This window comes from Oceanobacillus kapialis (genome assembly GCF_044790185.1).
GTDB lineage: Bacteria > Bacillota > Bacilli > Bacillales > Amphibacillaceae > Oceanobacillus_B > Oceanobacillus_B kapialis.
This window is the reverse complement of record NZ_CP085256.1, coordinates 2,499,946-2,518,707: the sequence shown is the minus strand read 5'-3', so window position 1 is coordinate 2,518,707 and position 18,762 is coordinate 2,499,946. Positions and strand designations below refer to the sequence as shown.

At 36.3% G+C, this 18,762-nt stretch carries 17 protein-coding genes, 1 other RNA gene and 2 pseudogenes; 14 read left to right on the top strand and 6 right to left on the bottom strand.

All coding sequences use genetic code 11. From position 1 onward, the window contains the following. Positions 1 to 41: 41 nt before the first annotated feature. The 4 genes from rnr to ssrA all read left to right on the top strand — a co-directional run bounded on the left by rnr (position 42) and on the right by ssrA (position 4,321). Positions 42 to 2,219, top strand: coding sequence for a ribonuclease R (gene rnr / locus LG273_RS13145; RefSeq protein ID WP_379561848.1), 2,178 nt, complete (start codon positions 42 to 44; stop codon positions 2,217 to 2,219). 277 nt (positions 2,220 to 2,496) lie between these two features. Next, positions 2,497 to 3,306, top strand: coding sequence for a zinc transporter ZupT (zupT, locus tag LG273_RS13140; protein ID WP_379561847.1), 810 nt, complete (start codon positions 2,497 to 2,499; stop codon positions 3,304 to 3,306). Between the two features lie 72 nt (positions 3,307 to 3,378). Beyond that, positions 3,379 to 3,843 (top strand): SsrA-binding protein SmpB, encoded by a 465-nt coding sequence (gene smpB / locus LG273_RS13135; RefSeq protein WP_379561846.1) that lies wholly within the window; start codon positions 3,379 to 3,381, stop codon positions 3,841 to 3,843. Positions 3,844 to 3,956: 113 nt separating this feature from the next. After that, positions 3,957 to 4,321: a transfer-messenger RNA gene (ssrA, locus tag LG273_RS13130) on the top strand. Between the two features lie 260 nt (positions 4,322 to 4,581). Here the strand turns inward: ssrA and LG273_RS13125 are convergent. Together LG273_RS13125 and LG273_RS13120 are read right to left on the bottom strand one after the other, a co-directional pair. Then, complete coding sequence (locus LG273_RS13125; protein ID WP_238020197.1) at positions 4,582 to 4,932, bottom strand: hypothetical protein; 351 nt, start codon at positions 4,930 to 4,932, stop codon at positions 4,582 to 4,584. Positions 4,933 to 5,093: 161 nt separating this feature from the next. Beyond that, positions 5,094 to 5,714 (bottom strand): YdhK family protein, encoded by a 621-nt coding sequence (locus LG273_RS13120; RefSeq protein ID WP_238020196.1) that lies wholly within the window; start codon positions 5,712 to 5,714, stop codon positions 5,094 to 5,096. 522 nt (positions 5,715 to 6,236) lie between these two features. Between LG273_RS13120 and LG273_RS13115 the strand changes: the two genes are divergently transcribed. The 4 genes from LG273_RS13115 (at position 6,237) to LG273_RS13100 (ending at position 9,589) form a co-directional block, all read left to right on the top strand. Beyond that, positions 6,237 to 7,145: a F510_1955 family glycosylhydrolase gene (locus LG273_RS13115; protein ID WP_238020195.1), complete on the top strand. Its 909-nt coding sequence runs from the start codon at positions 6,237 to 6,239 to the stop codon at positions 7,143 to 7,145. Positions 7,146 to 7,174: 29 nt separating this feature from the next. Continuing rightward, the gene (locus LG273_RS13110) at positions 7,175 to 7,318 is read left to right on the top strand and encodes a hypothetical protein (protein WP_404454227.1); all 144 of its coding nucleotides are present in this window, start codon (positions 7,175 to 7,177) and stop codon (positions 7,316 to 7,318) included. Positions 7,319 to 7,536: 218 nt separating this feature from the next. After that, the gene (locus tag LG273_RS13105; RefSeq protein ID WP_379561844.1) at positions 7,537 to 8,925 is read left to right on the top strand and encodes a sensor histidine kinase; all 1,389 of its coding nucleotides are present in this window, start codon (positions 7,537 to 7,539) and stop codon (positions 8,923 to 8,925) included. Then, positions 8,918 to 9,589 carry a response regulator transcription factor gene (locus LG273_RS13100; protein ID WP_238020193.1) on the top strand — a complete coding sequence of 224 codons (672 nt, stop codon included), beginning with the start codon at positions 8,918 to 8,920 and terminating at the stop codon, positions 9,587 to 9,589. The genes LG273_RS13105 and LG273_RS13100 overlap by 8 nt, the downstream gene beginning before the upstream one ends. A 76-nt stretch (positions 9,590 to 9,665) precedes the next feature. Here LG273_RS13100 and LG273_RS13095 read toward each other — a convergent pair whose 3' ends face one another. Next, positions 9,666 to 9,992, bottom strand: a complete 327-nt coding sequence (locus LG273_RS13095; RefSeq protein ID WP_238020192.1) for a four-helix bundle copper-binding protein — start codon at positions 9,990 to 9,992, stop codon at positions 9,666 to 9,668. 241 nt (positions 9,993 to 10,233) lie between these two features. Here LG273_RS13095 and LG273_RS13090 point away from each other — a divergent pair, with 241 nt between their 5' ends. The 3 genes and pseudogenes from LG273_RS13090 to LG273_RS13080 all read left to right on the top strand — a co-directional run. After that, positions 10,234 to 12,381 carry a heavy metal translocating P-type ATPase gene (locus tag LG273_RS13090; RefSeq protein WP_404454222.1) on the top strand — a complete coding sequence of 716 codons (2,148 nt, stop codon included), beginning with the start codon at positions 10,234 to 10,236 and terminating at the stop codon, positions 12,379 to 12,381. 193 nt (positions 12,382 to 12,574) lie between these two features. Continuing rightward, positions 12,575 to 13,204 carry a nitrite reductase gene (locus tag LG273_RS13085; protein WP_238020190.1) on the top strand — a complete coding sequence of 210 codons (630 nt, stop codon included), beginning with the start codon at positions 12,575 to 12,577 and terminating at the stop codon, positions 13,202 to 13,204. A 206-nt stretch (positions 13,205 to 13,410) separates the two neighbouring features. Further along, positions 13,411 to 13,569, top strand: a pseudogene (locus tag LG273_RS13080) (stage II sporulation protein P); the annotation flags it as partial. A gap of 157 nt (positions 13,570 to 13,726) precedes the next feature. Here the strand turns inward: LG273_RS13080 and LG273_RS13075 are convergent. The 3 genes from LG273_RS13075 to LG273_RS13065 all read right to left on the bottom strand — a co-directional run bounded on the left by LG273_RS13075 (position 13,727) and on the right by LG273_RS13065 (position 16,959). Then, positions 13,727 to 14,926 carry a D-alanyl-D-alanine carboxypeptidase family protein gene (locus LG273_RS13075; RefSeq protein ID WP_238020189.1) on the bottom strand — a complete coding sequence of 400 codons (1,200 nt, stop codon included), beginning with the start codon at positions 14,924 to 14,926 and terminating at the stop codon, positions 13,727 to 13,729. A gap of 2 nt (positions 14,927 to 14,928) precedes the next feature. Continuing rightward, a complete protein-coding gene (locus tag LG273_RS13070; RefSeq protein ID WP_238020188.1) occupies positions 14,929 to 16,398 on the bottom strand; it encodes a UDP-N-acetylmuramoyl-L-alanyl-D-glutamate--2,6-diaminopimelate ligase in 1,470 nt (489 codons plus the stop codon). Between the two features lie 207 nt (positions 16,399 to 16,605). Then, a complete protein-coding gene (locus LG273_RS13065) occupies positions 16,606 to 16,959 on the bottom strand; it encodes an AbrB/MazE/SpoVT family DNA-binding domain-containing protein (protein WP_238020187.1) in 354 nt (117 codons plus the stop codon). A gap of 347 nt (positions 16,960 to 17,306) precedes the next feature. On the opposite strand from LG273_RS13065, the gene LG273_RS13060 reads away from it, so the two are divergent. The 3 genes and pseudogenes from LG273_RS13060 (at position 17,307) to LG273_RS13050 (ending at position 18,609) form a co-directional block, all read left to right on the top strand. Next, complete coding sequence (locus LG273_RS13060) at positions 17,307 to 17,609, top strand: hypothetical protein (RefSeq protein WP_404454217.1); 303 nt, start codon at positions 17,307 to 17,309, stop codon at positions 17,607 to 17,609. 10 nt (positions 17,610 to 17,619) lie between these two features. Beyond that, positions 17,620 to 17,733: pseudogene (locus tag LG273_RS13055) on the top strand (XRE family transcriptional regulator); the annotation flags it as partial. Positions 17,734 to 17,823: 90 nt separating this feature from the next. Continuing rightward, positions 17,824 to 18,609: a hypothetical protein gene (locus LG273_RS13050; protein ID WP_404459608.1), complete on the top strand. Its 786-nt coding sequence runs from the start codon at positions 17,824 to 17,826 to the stop codon at positions 18,607 to 18,609. Positions 18,610 to 18,762 lie beyond the last annotated feature (153 nt).

Sequence of the window (18,762 nt, the reverse complement as noted above, 5' to 3'; positions counted from 1 at the left end):
TTAAGAAAAGGTAAATAATAATATAGAAAGAAGGTGAGCGAATGAAGGAAAGAGTACGAAATTATTTTAAAGAAAACGGAACAAAGCCATTATCTGTAGATGAATTAGAAGAAGTATTAGAAATCGAGGATGCTGTTGAATTTAAAGAATTGGTTAAAGCACTGAATGAGTTGGAGGACAACGGTGAGCTTGTCCGTACTCGAAAGAACCGATTTGGTCTACCAGAAAAAATGAACCTGGTCAGAGGCCGTATTCAGATGCATGCAAAAGGGTTTGCCTTCCTCATTCCAGATGATGAGGAGCAGACAGATGTCTACGTTCATCATTCTGATTTAGCATCGGCAATGAACAATGATAAGGTGCTCGTCCGTCTAGAAAAGCGTGATCAGGAAGGCCAAAGACCAGAAGGAACGGTAATTCGCATACTGGAACGTGCAACACTTCAGGTGGTCGGCACATTTGAGGACAACCGATCATTTGGCTTTGTAATTGCCGATGATAAGCGAATCCCTAACGATATTTTTATCCCGAAAGGTTCAACAAATGGGGCGGTAAGTGGCCATAAAGTAATAGCCCACATTACGAAATATCCGGAAAAGCAAAAGAGTGCTGAAGGGGAAATTATTCATATACTCGGTCATAAGAATGATCCTGGCATCGATATTATTTCGATTATTCATAAGCATGGGATTAAAATTGATTTCCCTGATGAAGTATTGGCTCAAGCCACTAATACATCGGAGACAATTGCAGAGGAAGAATTGCAAGGTCGTCGGGATTTAAGAGATGAAACCATTGTAACAATTGATGGAGCGGACGCTAAAGACCTTGATGATGCCGTTTCTGTTAAGAAGCTAGATAACGGAAATTACAAGCTTGGTGTCTACATTGCAGATGTCAGCTACTATGTGGATAAGGATAGCCCAATTGATAAAGAGGCATTTGAAAGGGGTACAAGTGTCTACTTAGTTGACCGAGTTATCCCAATGATTCCCCATCGCTTGTCAAACGGAATTTGTTCCTTAAATCCAAAGGTTGACCGATTGACATTAGGCTGTGAAATGGAAATTACCTCTTCTGGTGATATTGTGAACCATGAGATTTTCCAAAGTGTTATCAAAACCAATGAACGTATGACATACAGTGATGTAAACAAAATTCTTGTCGATAAAGATGAGGAAGTAAGGGAACGGTATAAAGAGCTCGTTCCATTCTTTGAACAGATGGAAGAGCTAGCTTCCGTTCTAAACAAAAAACGTATGGGGCGAGGTGCCATCGATTTTGATTTTAAAGAGTCGAAAGTATTGGTAGACGAAAAAGGTGTGCCAAAGGATGTTGTACTTCGCGAGCGTTCTGTTGCAGAACGTCTCATTGAAGAATTTATGCTTGCTGCCAATGAAACGGTCGCGGAGCATTTTCATTGGATGGACGTACCATTTATTCACCGGATTCACGAAGAACCGGATCAAGGCAAGCTACAAAATTTCTTTGAATTTCTTGCAGGTCTTGGTTATACGGTGAAAGGAACAAGTAATGAAATCCACCCGCAGGCTCTCCAAAAGGTAATTGAAGAGGTACAAGGGAAAACGGAGGAAATGATTGTATCTAAGCTAATGCTTCGCTCTATGAAGCAGGCAAAATACGATCCACAAAGCATTGGACACTTTGGGTTGGCTACTGAATTCTATACACACTTTACATCACCAATCCGTCGTTATCCGGATTTAATTGTTCACAGGCTTATCAGAACCTACTTGCTTAATAAACAAATGGATCAGAAAACAATTAAATATTGGAAAGACGCCATGCCGGAGATTGCTAGGCATACAAGTGAAGCAGAGCGGACTGCGGTTGACGCGGAACGAGAAACCGATGATTTGAAGAAAGCGGAGTTCATGCAAGACAAGATTGGAGAAGAGTATACGGGTGTCATTAGCTCTGTTACCAATTTTGGACTGTTTGTCGAGCTTGAGAATACGATTGAAGGACTCGTACATGTTAGTTATCTGACTGACGACTATTACCATTATGATGAAGGCCGACACGCCATGATTGGTGAAAGAACAGCGAATGTCTACCGTATAGGTGACGAAGTAAAAGTAAAAGTCGCTGGTGTCAATATTGATGAGCGTGCTGTTGACTTTGAAATGGCTCGAGTCGAAAAACCTAGTGCTCATAAGAAAAAGCGTAAAAAGACAATGAGTAAAAAAGTTAGATAGCAAGAACGAAAGGGTGCTGACAATGTGATCAGTGCTCTTTTTTAAATGTTTTTTGCCTTTGGTAAACTATATTGTTGACGTAAATCATTTGTTGCCTTACACTACTAATTAACCATCGTAAAATCTGACTATTATAACAAAACAAGTTTCCAAAAAAAGAAACTGTAATATGATAAGAATAGGTTCCTCAGGATGCGTGATATACACCTAGTGAGGGATGTAGAACCCTAAGTGAAAAAACAGGGGTGTTACATTTTACAACAAAGGAGACACAACCATGACAGAAGAGGTACTGCTCGCCTTTTTATTTACCCTGTTTGCGGGTCTGGCAACAGGAATAGGTAGTTTACTGGCATTTTTTACAAAGACAACAAATACGAAGTTCTTATCATTTGCCCTAGGATTTTCGGCGGGCGTAATGATTTATGTTTCCATGATCGACATTTTTGTGAAAGCAAAGGAATCCCTTGTAGGTGAGCTTGGAGAGGTTGGAGGAAACTGGCTGACTGTAGGCTCATTCTTTGCTGGGATGCTACTTATCACACTTATTGATCGCTTGATCCCTAACCAAACAAACCCTCACGAGCTGAAAAAGATTGAAGATATGAAAAAACCGGGAGCTGCAATTAAGGACCCTCAGTTACTCAAAATGGGTACCTTTGTAGCATTAGCCATTGGGATTCATAATTTTCCAGAAGGAATTGCAACTTTCATCTCGACCATTCAAGATCCAGCATTAGGCTTTGTTATCGCTATTGCCATTGCGATTCATAACATTCCAGAAGGGATTGCTGTCTCCGTTCCTATTTATTATGCGACCAATGATAAAAAGAAGGCCTTTAAGCTATCCTTTTTATCCGGGTTGGCTGAGCCGATTGGGGCAGTTGCAGCATTTCTAATCTTAATGCCATTCTTAAATGACATTATGTTTGGTGTTATCTTTGCCATGGTTGCTGGAATCATGGTGTTTATCTCACTTGACGAACTGCTTCCAGCTGCCAAAAAATATGATGAAGCACATATCTCCATATATGGCCTAATTGGTGGTATGGCAGTTATGGCGTTAAGTTTACTTCTCATTATATAAATGGCTCGTAATTGGATTCTAGCTGTTTTTTTGGTAGAATAAGGTTCACGTAAGCAGTAGGAGGACATTCTGATGCCAAAAGGACAAGGAAATGCAATCGCAACAAATAAAAAAGCATCACATGATTATTTTATTGAAGACACCTATGAAGCAGGGATTGTGCTGCAAGGTACCGAAATTAAATCACTTCGGGCAGGTAGAGTCAATATTAAAGATTCCCATGCAAGAATTGATCGCGGAGAAGTGAAACTCATCAATTTGCATATTGCAGAATATGAACAGGGAAATCGATATAATCATGACCCGACAAGAACAAGAAAGCTGTTGTTACATCGTAAAGAGATCGATAAACTCATCGGTTTAACCCAGCAACAAGGGTATGCGCTTGTACCTTTGAAGATATATATTAAGAACGGTTTTGCTAAAATACTAATTGGTCTTGGTAGAGGGAAAAAGAAATATGACAAGCGTGAAGATCTGAAACGTAAACAAATGAAGCGTGATGTTGATCGGGCAATTAAGGATCATATGAAGTAAGCTCAAAACGGTCGGATTCTTGACTTTTTCACGAAAAATGGTATACTATTTATTGTAATGACAAACTAAAACAATTTAATAAATGCTCAATATACCCGAGCGTTTTCCTTTATGGGGACGTTACGGATTCGACAGGGATAGATTGAGCTCAGGTTGCACGTCGAGGTTACGACTCGTAAAACGTTACTCGCCTAAATATAACTGGCAAAACTAACAATAACACTGCTTTAGCAGCAGCGTAAGCTCTGCTAAGCGATCCTTCCTGCTATCGCCCGTGTGGCAGATTGAAGGGTCTCAACTGAAGCGGGCTATACGGTCATCCACCGTCTGAGGATGAGCGTTGAAACCAATCAGACTAGCTGCACAAAAGCCTGTTGGTAGGCTGATGTGACAGTGAATGATAATATACCAACTAAGCGTGTAGAAGCTTGAGTGCCGATATCTCTGGACGAGGGTTCGACTCCCTCCGTCTCCACCAATACATATGTTGGTGGTTTTTTTGTATTGTGATTTTAAGCATAAGATTGTCACATTGACATTCTTATGCTTAAAAATAAAAGTGACAGCTTTTTGCTTAAAAAATTTTTAGAGTTTGAGCGAACTACTGAGTAGAGTCTTTAGCTGTATATCTTAGCTGGCGATAAAATCTTGGATAAATTAATTTAGGAACTTTGTGAAACTGGGTTTATAAATCAACCTATCAAAGAAGTGACTTGATAAGGGATTTTGGAATTGAACTCATAGAGAGCGCAAGAAATTTTCTTTTGGAATAGGTATAGGAATATCGCCTTTATGGTCTTGATAAAATATATTCCAATGATTATTTAACTGAATAAATTTGCGAACTTGGTCGAACTCTCTTTGATTATAGTTTATAGCGGTAGTTCCAGCTTTGAAATGGAAAATATGATAGTAGCTTCCTGTATCATGTTCAATATCGTGGCCATCGGCTAACATATACGATTTTACAAGATGGATACTTGGGTATCCATGAAAACCTTCAATCTGCACTGAAGTTTCTCCTAGATATATGTCTTTACTTGGATTAATATCTTTTGGAAATAAGCACTTTACTTTGTACTGAAACATCCACATTCTCCTTTGATAAAATATAAGAATATTGTATGTAGGAAAAGTAGTAAAAAGAACTTACTAAACAATACGGCCTTTAGAAGTTAATTAACTATATTTAAAGCTTAAAGAGCTTATTCAATTTTGAATAAGCTCTTTAAAATATTGGATATCTTATTTTACTCAACGGCCGATAATTCACTTTCTGTTACCCATTTATGGTTTGTCACTTCTTCTCCCCCGTTAGTTGGGACGAAATCAACCATATACACTGTTGTTTCTTCAGCTGAATCAATTTCAGCTGTAGCTCCATCCATTCCTTCCATATGATCTGCATTTAGGGTTACTTCCGTACCAGGTTCTAACGGAGCTTCACCAGTACCTTCTAATTCTTCATGTATGACCCATTTGTGATCAGTCACTTCTTCTCCCCCGTTTGTAGGTGTATATGAAACGGTGTAGACAGTCGTATCATATGCACCAGCGATTGTTGCTTCAGCACCTTTCATACCTTTCATATGGTCCGATTCTATAACTGCTTGACTTCCAACTTCATAAGTAGGATTTGTTGCTTCTTCTAAATCTTCAGGAACTTCACCACTGCCAGACATATTCATCCCTGAGTGGTCCATACCTTCCATATCTTCATTTGAATCAGATTCTGTTTCCTTATCCATTTCTTCTTGTGTGTTGGAATCTGTTTCTGTATCCGTGTTTTCATCTGTCTCACCAGTACAAGCTGATAATAAAAATACTGTAATCATAGAAACAAGTCCAATTATAATTATATTTCTTTTCATTTTTAATACCCTCCATTTTTTTTATTTCATCAGTACTCTACCCTAAAAGTATGCAGTTTAATTGCAGATTTCATTACAAAGAGAAGAATTATTTGAAGAAGTAATTAGCAAAGAGTAATTTATGAGTGAACTTCTGCAAACTTTCTTGATTAATTTCCTATATACTTATTGTTAGCTGTGAAAAAGAAGGTGACAAAATGCATTTTATGTATGGTTATAGTTCAGTCTGGCCTTTGATTTGTATGATCATTGTTTGGCTGGGTTTAATTATTCTGGGTTGTTTCTTAGTTAAAAACTTTAATCATGGACAGCGCAATGTCAAAAAAGTTTTAAAAGAAAGATTTGTACGTGGGGAAATAGGTGAGAAGGAATATGAACGATTAAAATCAATTCTAAAAAAATGAGTTTATACCGGTAAAGAATATCTGCAAAAAACATAGATGCTTTTTTATTAAACTATAGAAAAGTTAACATTCATTTTGGAAATTTTATTAGTTGCTGATTTGGGGGGGCAGATTAAAAATGATGAAAAAGACAATAATTATTGTAATAATTATCACAGTTGTACTTATAGCAGGCTGTAGTAGTAATCAAGAGGAAGGTTTTGAAGTCGACTTTGAAGGAAGTATAGATCATGTTCATGGCATCGGCTACGCTGGAAAAGATAAAGGATTGTATTTTGCTACTCATACTGGACTGAAAATATTCCACAATGGTAAATGGTATGAAACTGCTAAAAATTTTAATGACTATATGGGCTTTAATGCAGTAGACGAAGGCTTTTATACATCAGGACATCCGGAAGAGGATTCTGATTTGCCAAACCCAATCGGTATTCAGCGCAGTTTCGATGGGGGCAGGACCCTAGAGCACCTTAAATTTGAGGGTGAAACCGACTTTCATGCCATGGCAGTAGGATATAAGAGTCATGACATTTTTTTGATGAACCCTGCTAAAAACTCTGAATTAGAACAGGGCTTTTATAGGAGTTCTGACGAGGGGGAGACCTGGGAAAATGTAAGCGCAAATGGTTTTTCAGGTGAAATTCTATCATTAGCGATTCATCCATCCAATTCAAGTTTTATTGCAGCTGCCAGTTCAAATGGAATCTATCTATCTATAGACGGAGGGGACAGTTTCCAAATTTTAACCGATGGAAACGATGTTGGAACAGCTGTGTTTTTTAATAATGAAAATTTATATTATGCAAGCTATAGTACAAGTCCAAAACTTATAAAATATAATGTTGAAATGGGAGAAGAAGAAACAATAAATTTGCCAGAATTAACAGAGGATGGACCGGTCTATATTGCACAAAATCCAAACGATGAAAATCAATTGTCAATTTATACCACAAAAGGGAACGCTTATTTAACAGAAGATGGTTCTGAATCATGGGTGCAAATTCTAGATAATGGCCAAGCTAAATAAGATATGATAGATAGTTCGTTGAACAAAATATGTTTGATCTTGTTAATCAAATCAGTAGTAAACTAAGTGGGAAACTTCAACAAATTGCATATAGCTTTGAACGTCTTCCCTTTTTGTTTGCGTTCTTCTTACGAGTGATTGGAGTCGTTCCTACCCTGCCAACTTACCAGTAATGTAGATGCACCCACCATTTATACCTGACATTGATGCCTGTATTTGGCTTAGGAACATCACTTCCGTTGCTGGTAGTCAATTTTTTAACTTGGTGTTTTGGAGCAAGTGGAGCAATTTTAATGAAAAGCAGGAAAACAGGTGCAATAAGCTAAATAATCGTTAGTGCTATACTTCTTATAATCGATAAACTAACCTAGTGATAATAAAGGGGTCATCTATGTTAAATAAACTATCATTGAAAATTGGTCTTCTGTTTTTTGTATTTATTTTGATTATTGAGGCCTTCCTGTATTTTGTTCTGTATACGAACTTGGCAAACGAGCGGATTGAGGAAGTGATGAATAACCTATTGGCCCGTGGTAATACACATAGTGCGATATTGGAGGAAAATTATAACCAATCAACATTAGAACACGTTGCTATAATGGAGTCCGAATCAGATTTTACTGTCATGATTACAGACGCCACAGGGAACGTCATCATCACTTCCGATCCAATTGAAGAGGAAATGATGGATGTTATAGAACACACGGATTATAATCAAATGCCTAATGAGGGTAAAGTACTGGAAGAACGTTGGCCAGATAAAAAATATATAGCTACAGATAGTCCCATTACAATAAATGAGGAACATCAGGGGCACGTATTTATGTTCGCTGATACCAATAATATCAAAAGAATTGTCGATCATTTAAGTGACCAATTTGTATTTATAGGATTTGTTACAATTATTCTAACAATTATTACAGTTTTTATCCTTTCCAGACTTATTACAAAACCATTGGTTAAAATGAAGAAAGCAACGGAACAACTAAGTAAAGGTAGACATAAGGTGGAGCTACATACTGATCGTAGAGATGAACTGGGGGAATTGGCAGCTTCAATTACGAAGTTATCGGATGACTTAGAACGATTAAAAAAAGAGAGAAATGAATTTCTGGCCAGTATCTCGCACGAACTCCGAACTCCGTTAACCTATCTGAAAGGATACGCAGATATAATAAGCCGAGGTGGCATATCAAATAACGAGAGAAATGATTATATTGAAATCATTCGAGAAGAAACTGAACAATTAGCGGTACTAATCAAAAACTTATTTGACCTGGCAAAAATGGATCAGAATAAGTTTACTATAAATAAAGAGGATGTCGTGTTTGGAAAACTCATTCGTACGATTACGGAACGTATCCGCCCTGTATTTGAAGAAAAGAACATCACATTTTCCGTTCGTTGTCCTAGCCATATTATTGCTTATGTTGACCCTGAAAGAATTCAACAAGTGCTATTGAATATACTGGATAATGCAAAAAAACATACCTCTCGAGGGAAGCAAATTTCATTAGAAGTATCTCAAAATAAACATGAAATTATAACGATAATTTCAGATGAAGGGGAAGGGATTCCCGAAGAAGACCTGCCTTATATATTCGAACGTTTATACCGTGTGGAAAAATCAAGATCAAGATTGAGTGGTGGAACTGGTCTGGGATTAACTATTGCAAAAGAAATCGTGGAGTTCCATGGTGGTACGATTGAGGTTAGAAGTAAACTGGGCGAAGGGACTAGTTTTATCATAAAGTTGTTAAGAGGTGATAGTAATGAATAAAGTGTTATTAATCGATGATGAAAAACGGATGTTGGATTTATTGGCATTGTACCTGAAGCCACATCATTATCAGTGTCAAAAAGCACTGGGGGCTAAAGAGGCTCTTTACTATATAAAAGTAGAGAAGTTTGACGTCATTCTGCTTGATATTATGATGCCGAAAATGAACGGGTGGGAGCTTTGTAAGGAAATAAGGCGTTTTTCAGAAGTGCCAATTATTATGGTCACTGCACGGGAACAGAAGGAAGATATCGTGAAGGGGCTGAGACTGGGTGCAGATGATTATATTACGAAACCTTTTAATGAGGAGGAATTGGTAGCGAGAATGGATGCACTGTTGCGAAGAATAAAACCAGCTACTCAGATTGAAGTAAATGGTTTGTTATGGAATGATGATCGATTTGAGCTCTCTTATAAAAATGAAACGATTAAATTAACACCCAAAGAATTTTCCATGATTGGAGTTTTAATGAAAAATCCCGAACGTGTCTTTTCCAGGGAGCAGTTAATTGATTTAGTATGGGGATTCAATTCAGAAACTGAAGGACGTACAGTAGACTCACATGTCAGAAATGTACGGGAAAAAATTCGCCAAGTTGGTTTTCCCATCGATGAGTATTTTAAAACTGTTTGGGGAATCGGATATAAGTGGATTAATAGGTGAGCTAACATATTATGATAAAAAATTGCTCAAGCAGGTAGCCTACCTCTGCTTGAGCAATTTCTACTAATGGAAGATCTTAAGCAACATTTTTGCATGCTTCTGCACACTTAAAACATGCTTCCGCACATTTCTGACAATGTTCATGGTCATGCTTTTTACATTCATTTCCACATGCCTCACAAATTTTAGCACAAACTGATGCTAATTCGGAAACAAATGGTGTGTTTCTTGAGAGTGCATGTTCTAAGTAACTGCAAATATCTGCACACTCTCTGTCTAACCGGATGCACTCGGCCATCATTTTGATATCTTCCTCTTTCAGACATGCATCATAACAATGATTACAAGCTACGGCACATTCATGTAACGACTGGATTAGTTCCTTATGTTGTTCGTGTGACATTTTGTAAAACCTCCTGAATTAATTAAATTTTTTATCTTACATAGTATACGTTTCCCACTAGTTACTAAAACAAACTAATTTCAAATATCTCCATAAAAAATGCACAGTTTCTTAACAATATCCTTAGTTTATATAATACCGTACAGGGGTACCGTATTATATGATTGTAATAACACGAACCTTTTTTGCACAACTTATAAGAGTGTCTTAAAAAGAGTATATATTGAAAGGATTGATAGCAATGGCGACGCATCATGATAACAAACAGAAGAATAAGCACAGTCATAGTGAACACAGTGGGCACGAAAATCCTAGTCATAAAACCAATGATAGTAGCCAGGGAGGATCGGAGCATAATAGACAAGGTCATCATAATGAATATGAAGGTCATGAACACTCTAGCCACTCATCCCATGACCACAGTGGACATGAAGAAGGGCATTCCGGTCATCATGAGCACATGGTAGGAGATTTTAAAAAACGTTTTTGGATTTCCTTGGTTTTGTCTTTACCCATAACTTACTTGTCACCAATGATTCAAATGCTTTTAGGATATGAAGTAAATTTTACAGGTAATACACTGTTGTTATTCTTACTTTCAACTATTGTCTTTTTCTATGGAGGAAAACCGTTTTTACTTGGTGCCTTGGATGAATTGAAAGCTAAAGCACCAGGGATGATGCTGTTAATTTCGCTAGCAATTGTTACTGCTTATGTTTATAGTTCCTTAACAGCCTTTTTTATAGAAGGTAGTGACTTTTTCTTTGAACTTGCCACGTTGATTGTCATTATGCTAGTGGGTCACTGGTTAGAGATGAGATCGTTAATGGGGGCTTCAAAAGCGCTCGCAGAGTTAATTAAACTGATGCCAAAAGAAGCACATAAGATTAATGCATCTGGAAATATTGTAGAGGTATCTGTAGAAGAATTGCAGCCTGGAGACCATATCCTAGTGAAATCAGGGGAAAAGATACCACTTGATGGTGAAATCTTTGAAGGGGAATCAACGGTCGATGAATCCATGTTGACTGGAGAATCTGTTCCAGTAGAAAAGGCTCCTGGAATGGAAGCAATTGGCGGAGCTGTCAATGGGGAAGGCGTATTAAAAATTAAGGTTAACAAAACTGGTAATGATACCTATTTATCTCAAGTTATCAAGTTGGTAAGCGATGCAGAAAAAACGAAGTCGAAAGCACAGGGATTTGCAGATATTGCAGCTAGATGGTTATTTTATGTTGCAGTTACTTCAGGAATCATAACTATAGCTTACTGGATCACAACAAGTGATTTTGAATTTGCATTAGAAAGAATGGTTACCGTTTTGATTATCGCTTGTCCGCATGCACTTGGTTTGGCAACACCACTGGTTACTTCTAGATCTACTGGCATTGCTGCCAAAAAGGGATTATTAATTCGTAACCGTACGCCATTTGAAGGAGCCTGGAAACTAGACCGTGTGGTGTTTGATAAAACGGGAACCCTGACAGAAGGGAACTTTGGTGTAACAGACATTCATCCAAGTAATGATGTTACTGAAGAAGATTTATTGAAACTGGCTTATTCGGTAGAGACACAGTCTGATCACCCAATTGCGAGAGGAATTGTTAAAGAAGGAAAAGAACGAGGACTAGAACTTTATAAGGTAATGGATTATAGAAACTTAACCGGTAAAGGATTAAAAGCAAAAGTGAACGGAACAGAAATCGCAATTATCAGTCCTGGTGCCATGCAAGCTAATAATATATCGTTCGATGTTAAAACATATGAGAAATTGGCCCAGCAAGGGAAGACGGTTGTTTTTGTATTAAAGGATAATGACTTCCAAGGAATGATTGCGTTGGCGGATATCATTCGCGAATCTTCTTATAAAGTAATTGAGGAATTAAATAATCGTGGAATTGAAACCGTGATGATGACTGGGGACAATAGCCGCGTTGCAAATTATGTAGGTGACAAACTTGGAATGTCAAAAGTGATAGCGGAAGTTTTACCACATGAAAAATCAGATAATGTAAAAAAACTTAAAGAAGGTGGTAGGAAGGTTGGTATGATTGGTGATGGAATCAATGATGCCCCCGCCTTGGCTGAGGCAGATTTAGGTATTGCAATTGGTGCAGGTACAGACGTTGCAATAGAGACGGCAGATGTTGTACTGGTAAATAGTAACCCGGTAGATATCTTGAATATTTTCAAATTATCGAAGGCAAGTTACAGGAAAATGGTTCAGAATCTGGCATGGGCTACGGGTTATAACATTATAGCAATTCCTTTGGCTGCGGGCGTGTTATATTTTGCAGGCATCCTGATAACACCAGCTATTGGAGCTATCCTGATGTCATTGAGTACGATTATTGTTGCAATTAATGCACAATTGTTGAAGATTGATTAAACTAAAATGATTTTCATTGACTAAGCAGAATTCCTGCTTAGTCTTTTTACTGAACTTCCCATGTTGACGTCAATCCCTACTAACCTAATTAAAAGTGTTCAGATTGAATAAAAATATCATATACTATACAGGGGTATGCTATATATTTAGTTTAACAATACTTATATAGTTTAAGAAGGGGGGAAGAATAGCTATGAAGTCAAAGAAGTATATACCAATAGCTGTAAATGATGGTATAGGTTTTGGTGCAAAACTTAAACCGAAGCAACTAGCAGTATTAGGTACGTATCTGGACGAAGATACGGATATAGAATTGACCACTTTTCAACAACTCATCGTTCAAATTCCAGAAGTTGAATGGGAAGAAGCTAAAAAAACATTCGATAAAGTCGGATTGCAATATTATAAGGTGGGGAAGTATGTAAAGAATTTAAGAACCTGTAACTTTTGCAAAGGTGAAGAAGAAGAGGGGATGCCTGTCGCTAAGGAATTAAATCGTCGTATTGCAGGTCAGGTAGTACCCTTTACATTAAAACCTGCATATACAGGCTGTTCGATAGGTTGTGGCGAACCATTAATCAATGATATAGGTGTCATGAAAGATAAAAATACGTTTGAACTATACATTGGCGGTAAATCAATTGGAAGAGATGCAAGAATCGGAAAATTAGTCAAGTCGAATCTCCAGCCTGAAGAATTATATGAGCTTGTGGAACGGGTATTAGATTTATATAGAGAAAATGGTAAAAAGAGGGAGAAATTTTATAGGTTTGTGGATCGGTTTGGAATCGAAAATATAAAACAGGAACTCCATATTACTTAAATGAAATGTATCAGAATCTATTTCTATTATCTTTTCACAACTACCAAAGGAAAATGCAAAGTTTTGAAGACAACACCTGCTGTATATGCATATCTCCATAGCTAGCAGGTGTCTTTTCTTCAATTTTCATTGATTAAACAGGTGTTAGAATTGAAGAAAGGTACACTGGGTTAAGTTAAGGCGTTTACTTAAAATCGACCACCGTAGGTAGTGGCGTATACAATCAGGATTTTTCCAATAAGCCAATCTTAGTTGAAGTAGGTGGTATAGATAACGATGAAAATGAATTAAGTAACACTATTAATCAATTTTCAGAGGTTTTTAACGAACTTTACGATGGGCTCATAGAAGTAAATGCTTATTAACTAGGATATTACTAGGGAAATTCATAGGATGTTATTTTTTTACGGAATCTCTCTGATCATCAAGTTTCATTCTGGCCCATAATATAAATGCCAATCTTTGTTCTATAAGGAAAGAAAAATGAAAACAATTCACCATTAAATTATTGAAATTGTATTCTTACTTTATCTTCCTCAAGCAGTATATATTTTGACGATAGAATATACCAATCATGCTTAGGAGAAAGGCGATAGAAAAATATGCTAGATATGGATCCTGCTCATCAAAAATGCTACCGTATCTTACTTTATTAGTAGTAGTGTTTTCCAACTTAATTTTAACATTAATTGTTTTATTTGAAACTTCCTCTAGCTGATAAGCAGCTGCTACTTTTCCATCTTGAGCAATGATTTCCATGGTCCCATCCTCTTTTATATCTTTACTCAGTTGTTCATTCTTTGGGTGAGTATAAGCTATTCTCTCAGAGGTTGTGTACTCTTGATCTTCTACCTTAAATTTGGTCCCCTTTGAAATAATGGATGTTCTGTAATTCTCAAATCCATAGTCTAGTAGCTTGATCGTGTCATCATAGGGAACATTTTTCATGCTGCCTTTTAAGGTGATTACTATTAAGCTTAAACCATCTCGCTCAGCTGTTGTCGCTAATGTATAGCCGGATTGGGTTACATAGCCATTTTTCCCGCCTGTTACACCTTTATAAGGTATTTCCTCTTTAACTAATTTGTGGTGGCTAAGTATGGTTGTGTCCCACGTTTGCCCATTCCACTCTAATTCTTTTGTTCCAAATATTTCCCTGAAGGTTTCATTTTTCATGGCATACCGTGTTATTCTTGCTAAATCTTCTGCGGTTGTACGATGCTCTGAATTAAATAGACCATGTGGGTTTTCAAAGTTAGTATCCTGGACGCCAATAACGTTTTTTAGATAAGTGTTTATGTCTTTAGAAAACTGCTCTTCACTACCATTTAAATGCTCAGCAATTGCTACACCTGCATCATTACCCGAATTGATTAATAAACCTTGGACCAGCTCCTTCAATGTTACTTTTTCTCCCTCTTCCAAATAGACGGTGGTTCCTTCCACATTTTTGGCTCTGGCATTACTGCTAATAGTTACAATATCATCAAGGTTGCCTGTTTCAATCGCATAGATTGCTGTAGCAATTTTTGTCACACTTGCAGGATACATTTGAGAATTGGCGTTTTTATCAAAGAGAACCTGTCCTGAATTTCTTTCTAGTAAAATAGCAGCCTCACTTTCCAGAGAAGGCGGAGAAGGATGGGATTCTCCGAAGGCTTTTGAACCAAACAAAGAATTTACGGCGACAATCGTGGTAATAAATAATATAATTTTCCTCATATTTAATTACTCCGGGAATGTTTTTTCTTATTACTAAAATACAAAACGGTTTCTTTATCAGAATTAGTTTGCAAACGGTAATTTTGCTGGTATGTTTCGTGTCCTTTTCCTGTGATAATAATCCAATCTTCTGGATTACTGTGTTCTATAGCCCACTTTATAGCCAGGGTTCGATCAGGAATGATGAGACCTTTTTCATTTCCATAGAGGTTGTTTAGGCTTTTCAGTGTTTCTATCATTTCATTTTGAGGAACAGAATTTAAATCATCCATGGTCAAAATATATTGATCGCTTGTGCCGGAGGTTACTGTCAACATTTCTTGTCTTTTACTTTGGTCCCTATTTCCCCTAAAACCGAATATATGGATTACTCTCTTCGCACCGTACTGTTTTGCAGTTGTTAAGCAGTGTAATATTGATTCTGATGTATGGGCATAGTCGACTACGATGATAGCGCCATTAGACAGTTTAGTTTTCTCAAATCGGCCCTCTACACCTCGGAAATTTGAAATGCATTCAATAATAGAATCTTCACCAAGACCCACCAGTCTAGCACTAACATAAGCCATCAAAGTATTATACATATTATGAATTCCATACATAGGAGAAAAAATAAGGTTTGCTTCATCTCCATCTTCAACAGAAAGATTAGAGTTTTTAAAATTAAAATCAAGTATCTTAAATTTATTATTAGAAGATTGGCCAATCGAATTTACGTTAATTCCTCTGCCTTGTAAGATTTTAACGAGTCTTTTCCCCCAATGATTATCAGTGTTAACAATGGCTTGTCCACCTTCTTTTAAATGGTCAAACAATAGCATCTTTGTTTGAAAATAATCTTCTATTGTAGGATGGTAATCCAAGTGTTCATGTTCAAGGTTCGTAAACAAGCAAAGATCAAATGTTATGCCCTGTACCCTATATTGAGATAACCCGTGTGAGGAAACTTCCACTATGACTACCTCATCCTTACTTTCCGATATTAATCCATGTAAATCTAATGAACTTGGGGTAGTGTTAGTGCTCTTCTTAACTTGGCCATTGATGACATTTTGTATTGTTCCAATTAAAGAACACGATTTTCCATTATTCTCTAAGATATGTTTCAAGATATAGCTTGTCGTGGTCTTGCCATTCGTTCCTGTAATCCCTATCATTAGCTTATGGTTTGAAGGAGTGCCATAAAATTTATTTGCAAGGATTCCCAAAGCTTTTCTACTACTATCAACTTGTAAGTAAGGTACAGTTAAACCGGTAATCTCTGATTCACCTATTATTAAACATGCACCTTTTTCAATAGCTTCCTGAATAAATTGATGACCATCTTGATTGAACCCGTTAATTGCAACAAAAATATGGCCTTGTGACACGCTATCTGAACTATCTGCTATACCAGTAACAATGAGGTTCGCTGTCTCAGAATTCATTTCACTCACCGTTTTAATTTCTTCCATAAGTTTCTTTAACTTCATAGGTGGTATGACTCCTCTTTTGCAAATGTTAATACCTGCCTAATTGTAAATAGAAAGTATGGAGAAAATGTGCAGACGCAGTACTTGTAATACTAGCTTAATATTCTAGTTTTGGATTTGGTAATAACACACCTAAATCCGGTGAATAGTTAGGATATATAAATAATAATTACAAATAAAAGACAGTCCTTATTAGATAGAATATTATTATTTGCTGAGCTTTTTAAGTGAGATAAAAGGACCGTGGTCTTTTAAATTAAGGAGAAACAAATCCCCATTTTCCAAGGAGAGGAACCTTCTTAATTCTATAGGGATTCGAATTGCGCCTTTTTCGTTTATAATCATCTTATTATCCAATGTATCTTCAATGACTTTTCGAATTATTAACTCATTTGATTTGGCAATCATGGAGATAGCAACTTCATCTCCTGCCATTAAAGATAATCTTTTTCTGATTTTTTTCGGTATGGTGATTGTCATCCTCTTATTTAACTTACAAATGATGCCTGTATTTGTAAGTTGATCCCGCTTATTTGGTAAGGTTATGGTTTCACACTTCATTCAATCACCTCTGTTAAAATTATTTTCTATTATAAGGTTAAAATGTTAAGAAACCTTGCAGAGGCTATTATTTTAGAATAAGTCACCTTATGGCTTAATAAAGTAGATGTTTTCTAGGTTCTCGTCCGTGCTGTTAGTAAAGTAGAAGAGGCCGTCTTAATACGAAAATTCCGCTTTACTATTTTATTAATTGCAGTGAATAATTAGATTAAAATGTAAATTCTGGCTACAGTTAGGGAGTTACTTAAATATCTAAAAACAAATAAGTTTCTATGTAATTTTTATATCTTTTGCATAAAAAGTAATTAGAGAAAGAAACTAACCTCAAATAAATTGGGGTGAATAAGTTGGATCCAATTTCTCCACAAGACGAATCAAGAAGTGTCCTCTATAATATAGAACCCATAGGAATAAATACTCAATTTAAAGAATCTCTCTCAAGTTATGTATTAAGACTAGCAAATGCTCACAATGTTAAATATGGAACCTTATTTGCAAAACTCATTACCCCCTTATTAGATAAGAAATATTTACTGAATATCTCAAAAAAGGGTGGTAATGGTTTTTATGATTCATCAAATGGAATAAATGGAATTGGAACCTTAGCAACAGATTTTATTGAGGTTATCATCATTAACAACGAGAAATGATTTACAAGGCATGACAATGATTTCCTGGTCTCATGTGTTACCTTCGCGTGGGTTGATGAGGACTGAAAAAGCGTGGTGTCCAGAGTGCCTTCAAGTTGCTTTAGATAATGAAGAGCCTATTTACGAACAATTAGTGTGGACACTAAAAATAGTAAGCATTTGTACAATACATAGAATTAAATTATCTACACATTGTCCATTTTGTTCTAAAAGGATGTCAGTACTTTCAAGAAATGGAAAGCCAGGTAGCTGTTCCACCTGTGAAAGATGGCTCGGAGGAAAAGGGCGGACTCCAAGGATAGATGATAATTCTGAGGATATTAAAAAGACGATCCTAATTCTGCAAATGATGATTCCTAATTCAAATACTATGTATCGAAGAGAGCAAATTTCTGAAAGCTTAAAATTTTATGTGGAGCAACTTTTTGGAGGAAACATAAAAAAAGCAGCAGAATACTTTAAAGTAGCTAATTCCACATTTAGGTATTGGTACAAAGGGCATAACATTCCTCCCCTTAATTCATTAGTATCAATATGTTTAAGACTAGATATTTCAGTAGTTAATTTCTTTAACAAAGTTCCTGTATTGAAACTTAATATTATCCTTGATGCAGCGTCACCGGCGACAAAAATTGATGTAAGACAAAAATATGATCATGTTTATATAAAGAGTTATATTAATAAGTATATTCAACAGGAATCAATCACTTCTCCGAAATCTCTTAGAAGCATAGCCTCATCAATTGGGTGTGACAGACGCTTGCTATATATTAAGTACCCAACAGAAAGTAAAATAATTGTAGATATATATGCTAAGTATTTAAAAAGGAAAAAAATTAAAAGAGAAGAAAATGTAGAGATCGAAATGAAGATGGCAATAGAGAAATTAGTTAATAGTGATACGTATCCGAGTAGAAGAAAAGTTGAATCTTTACTCGGTGGGCGATATTTAATTAGGGAAAGAAAAGTAGCTTTAAAATGGAAAAGTACTATTAAATAGGCATATTTCATCATTTTTCTCAAAACTAAAGGGAAATTTAATGAAATGTCGAAAAATATAAATGGAGAGTTTTTTACATTTTCCGAATAAACAAAATATGTAGTAACCGACTTTACCATAATATTTGAATTTTCGGAGGCGATTATAATCTTA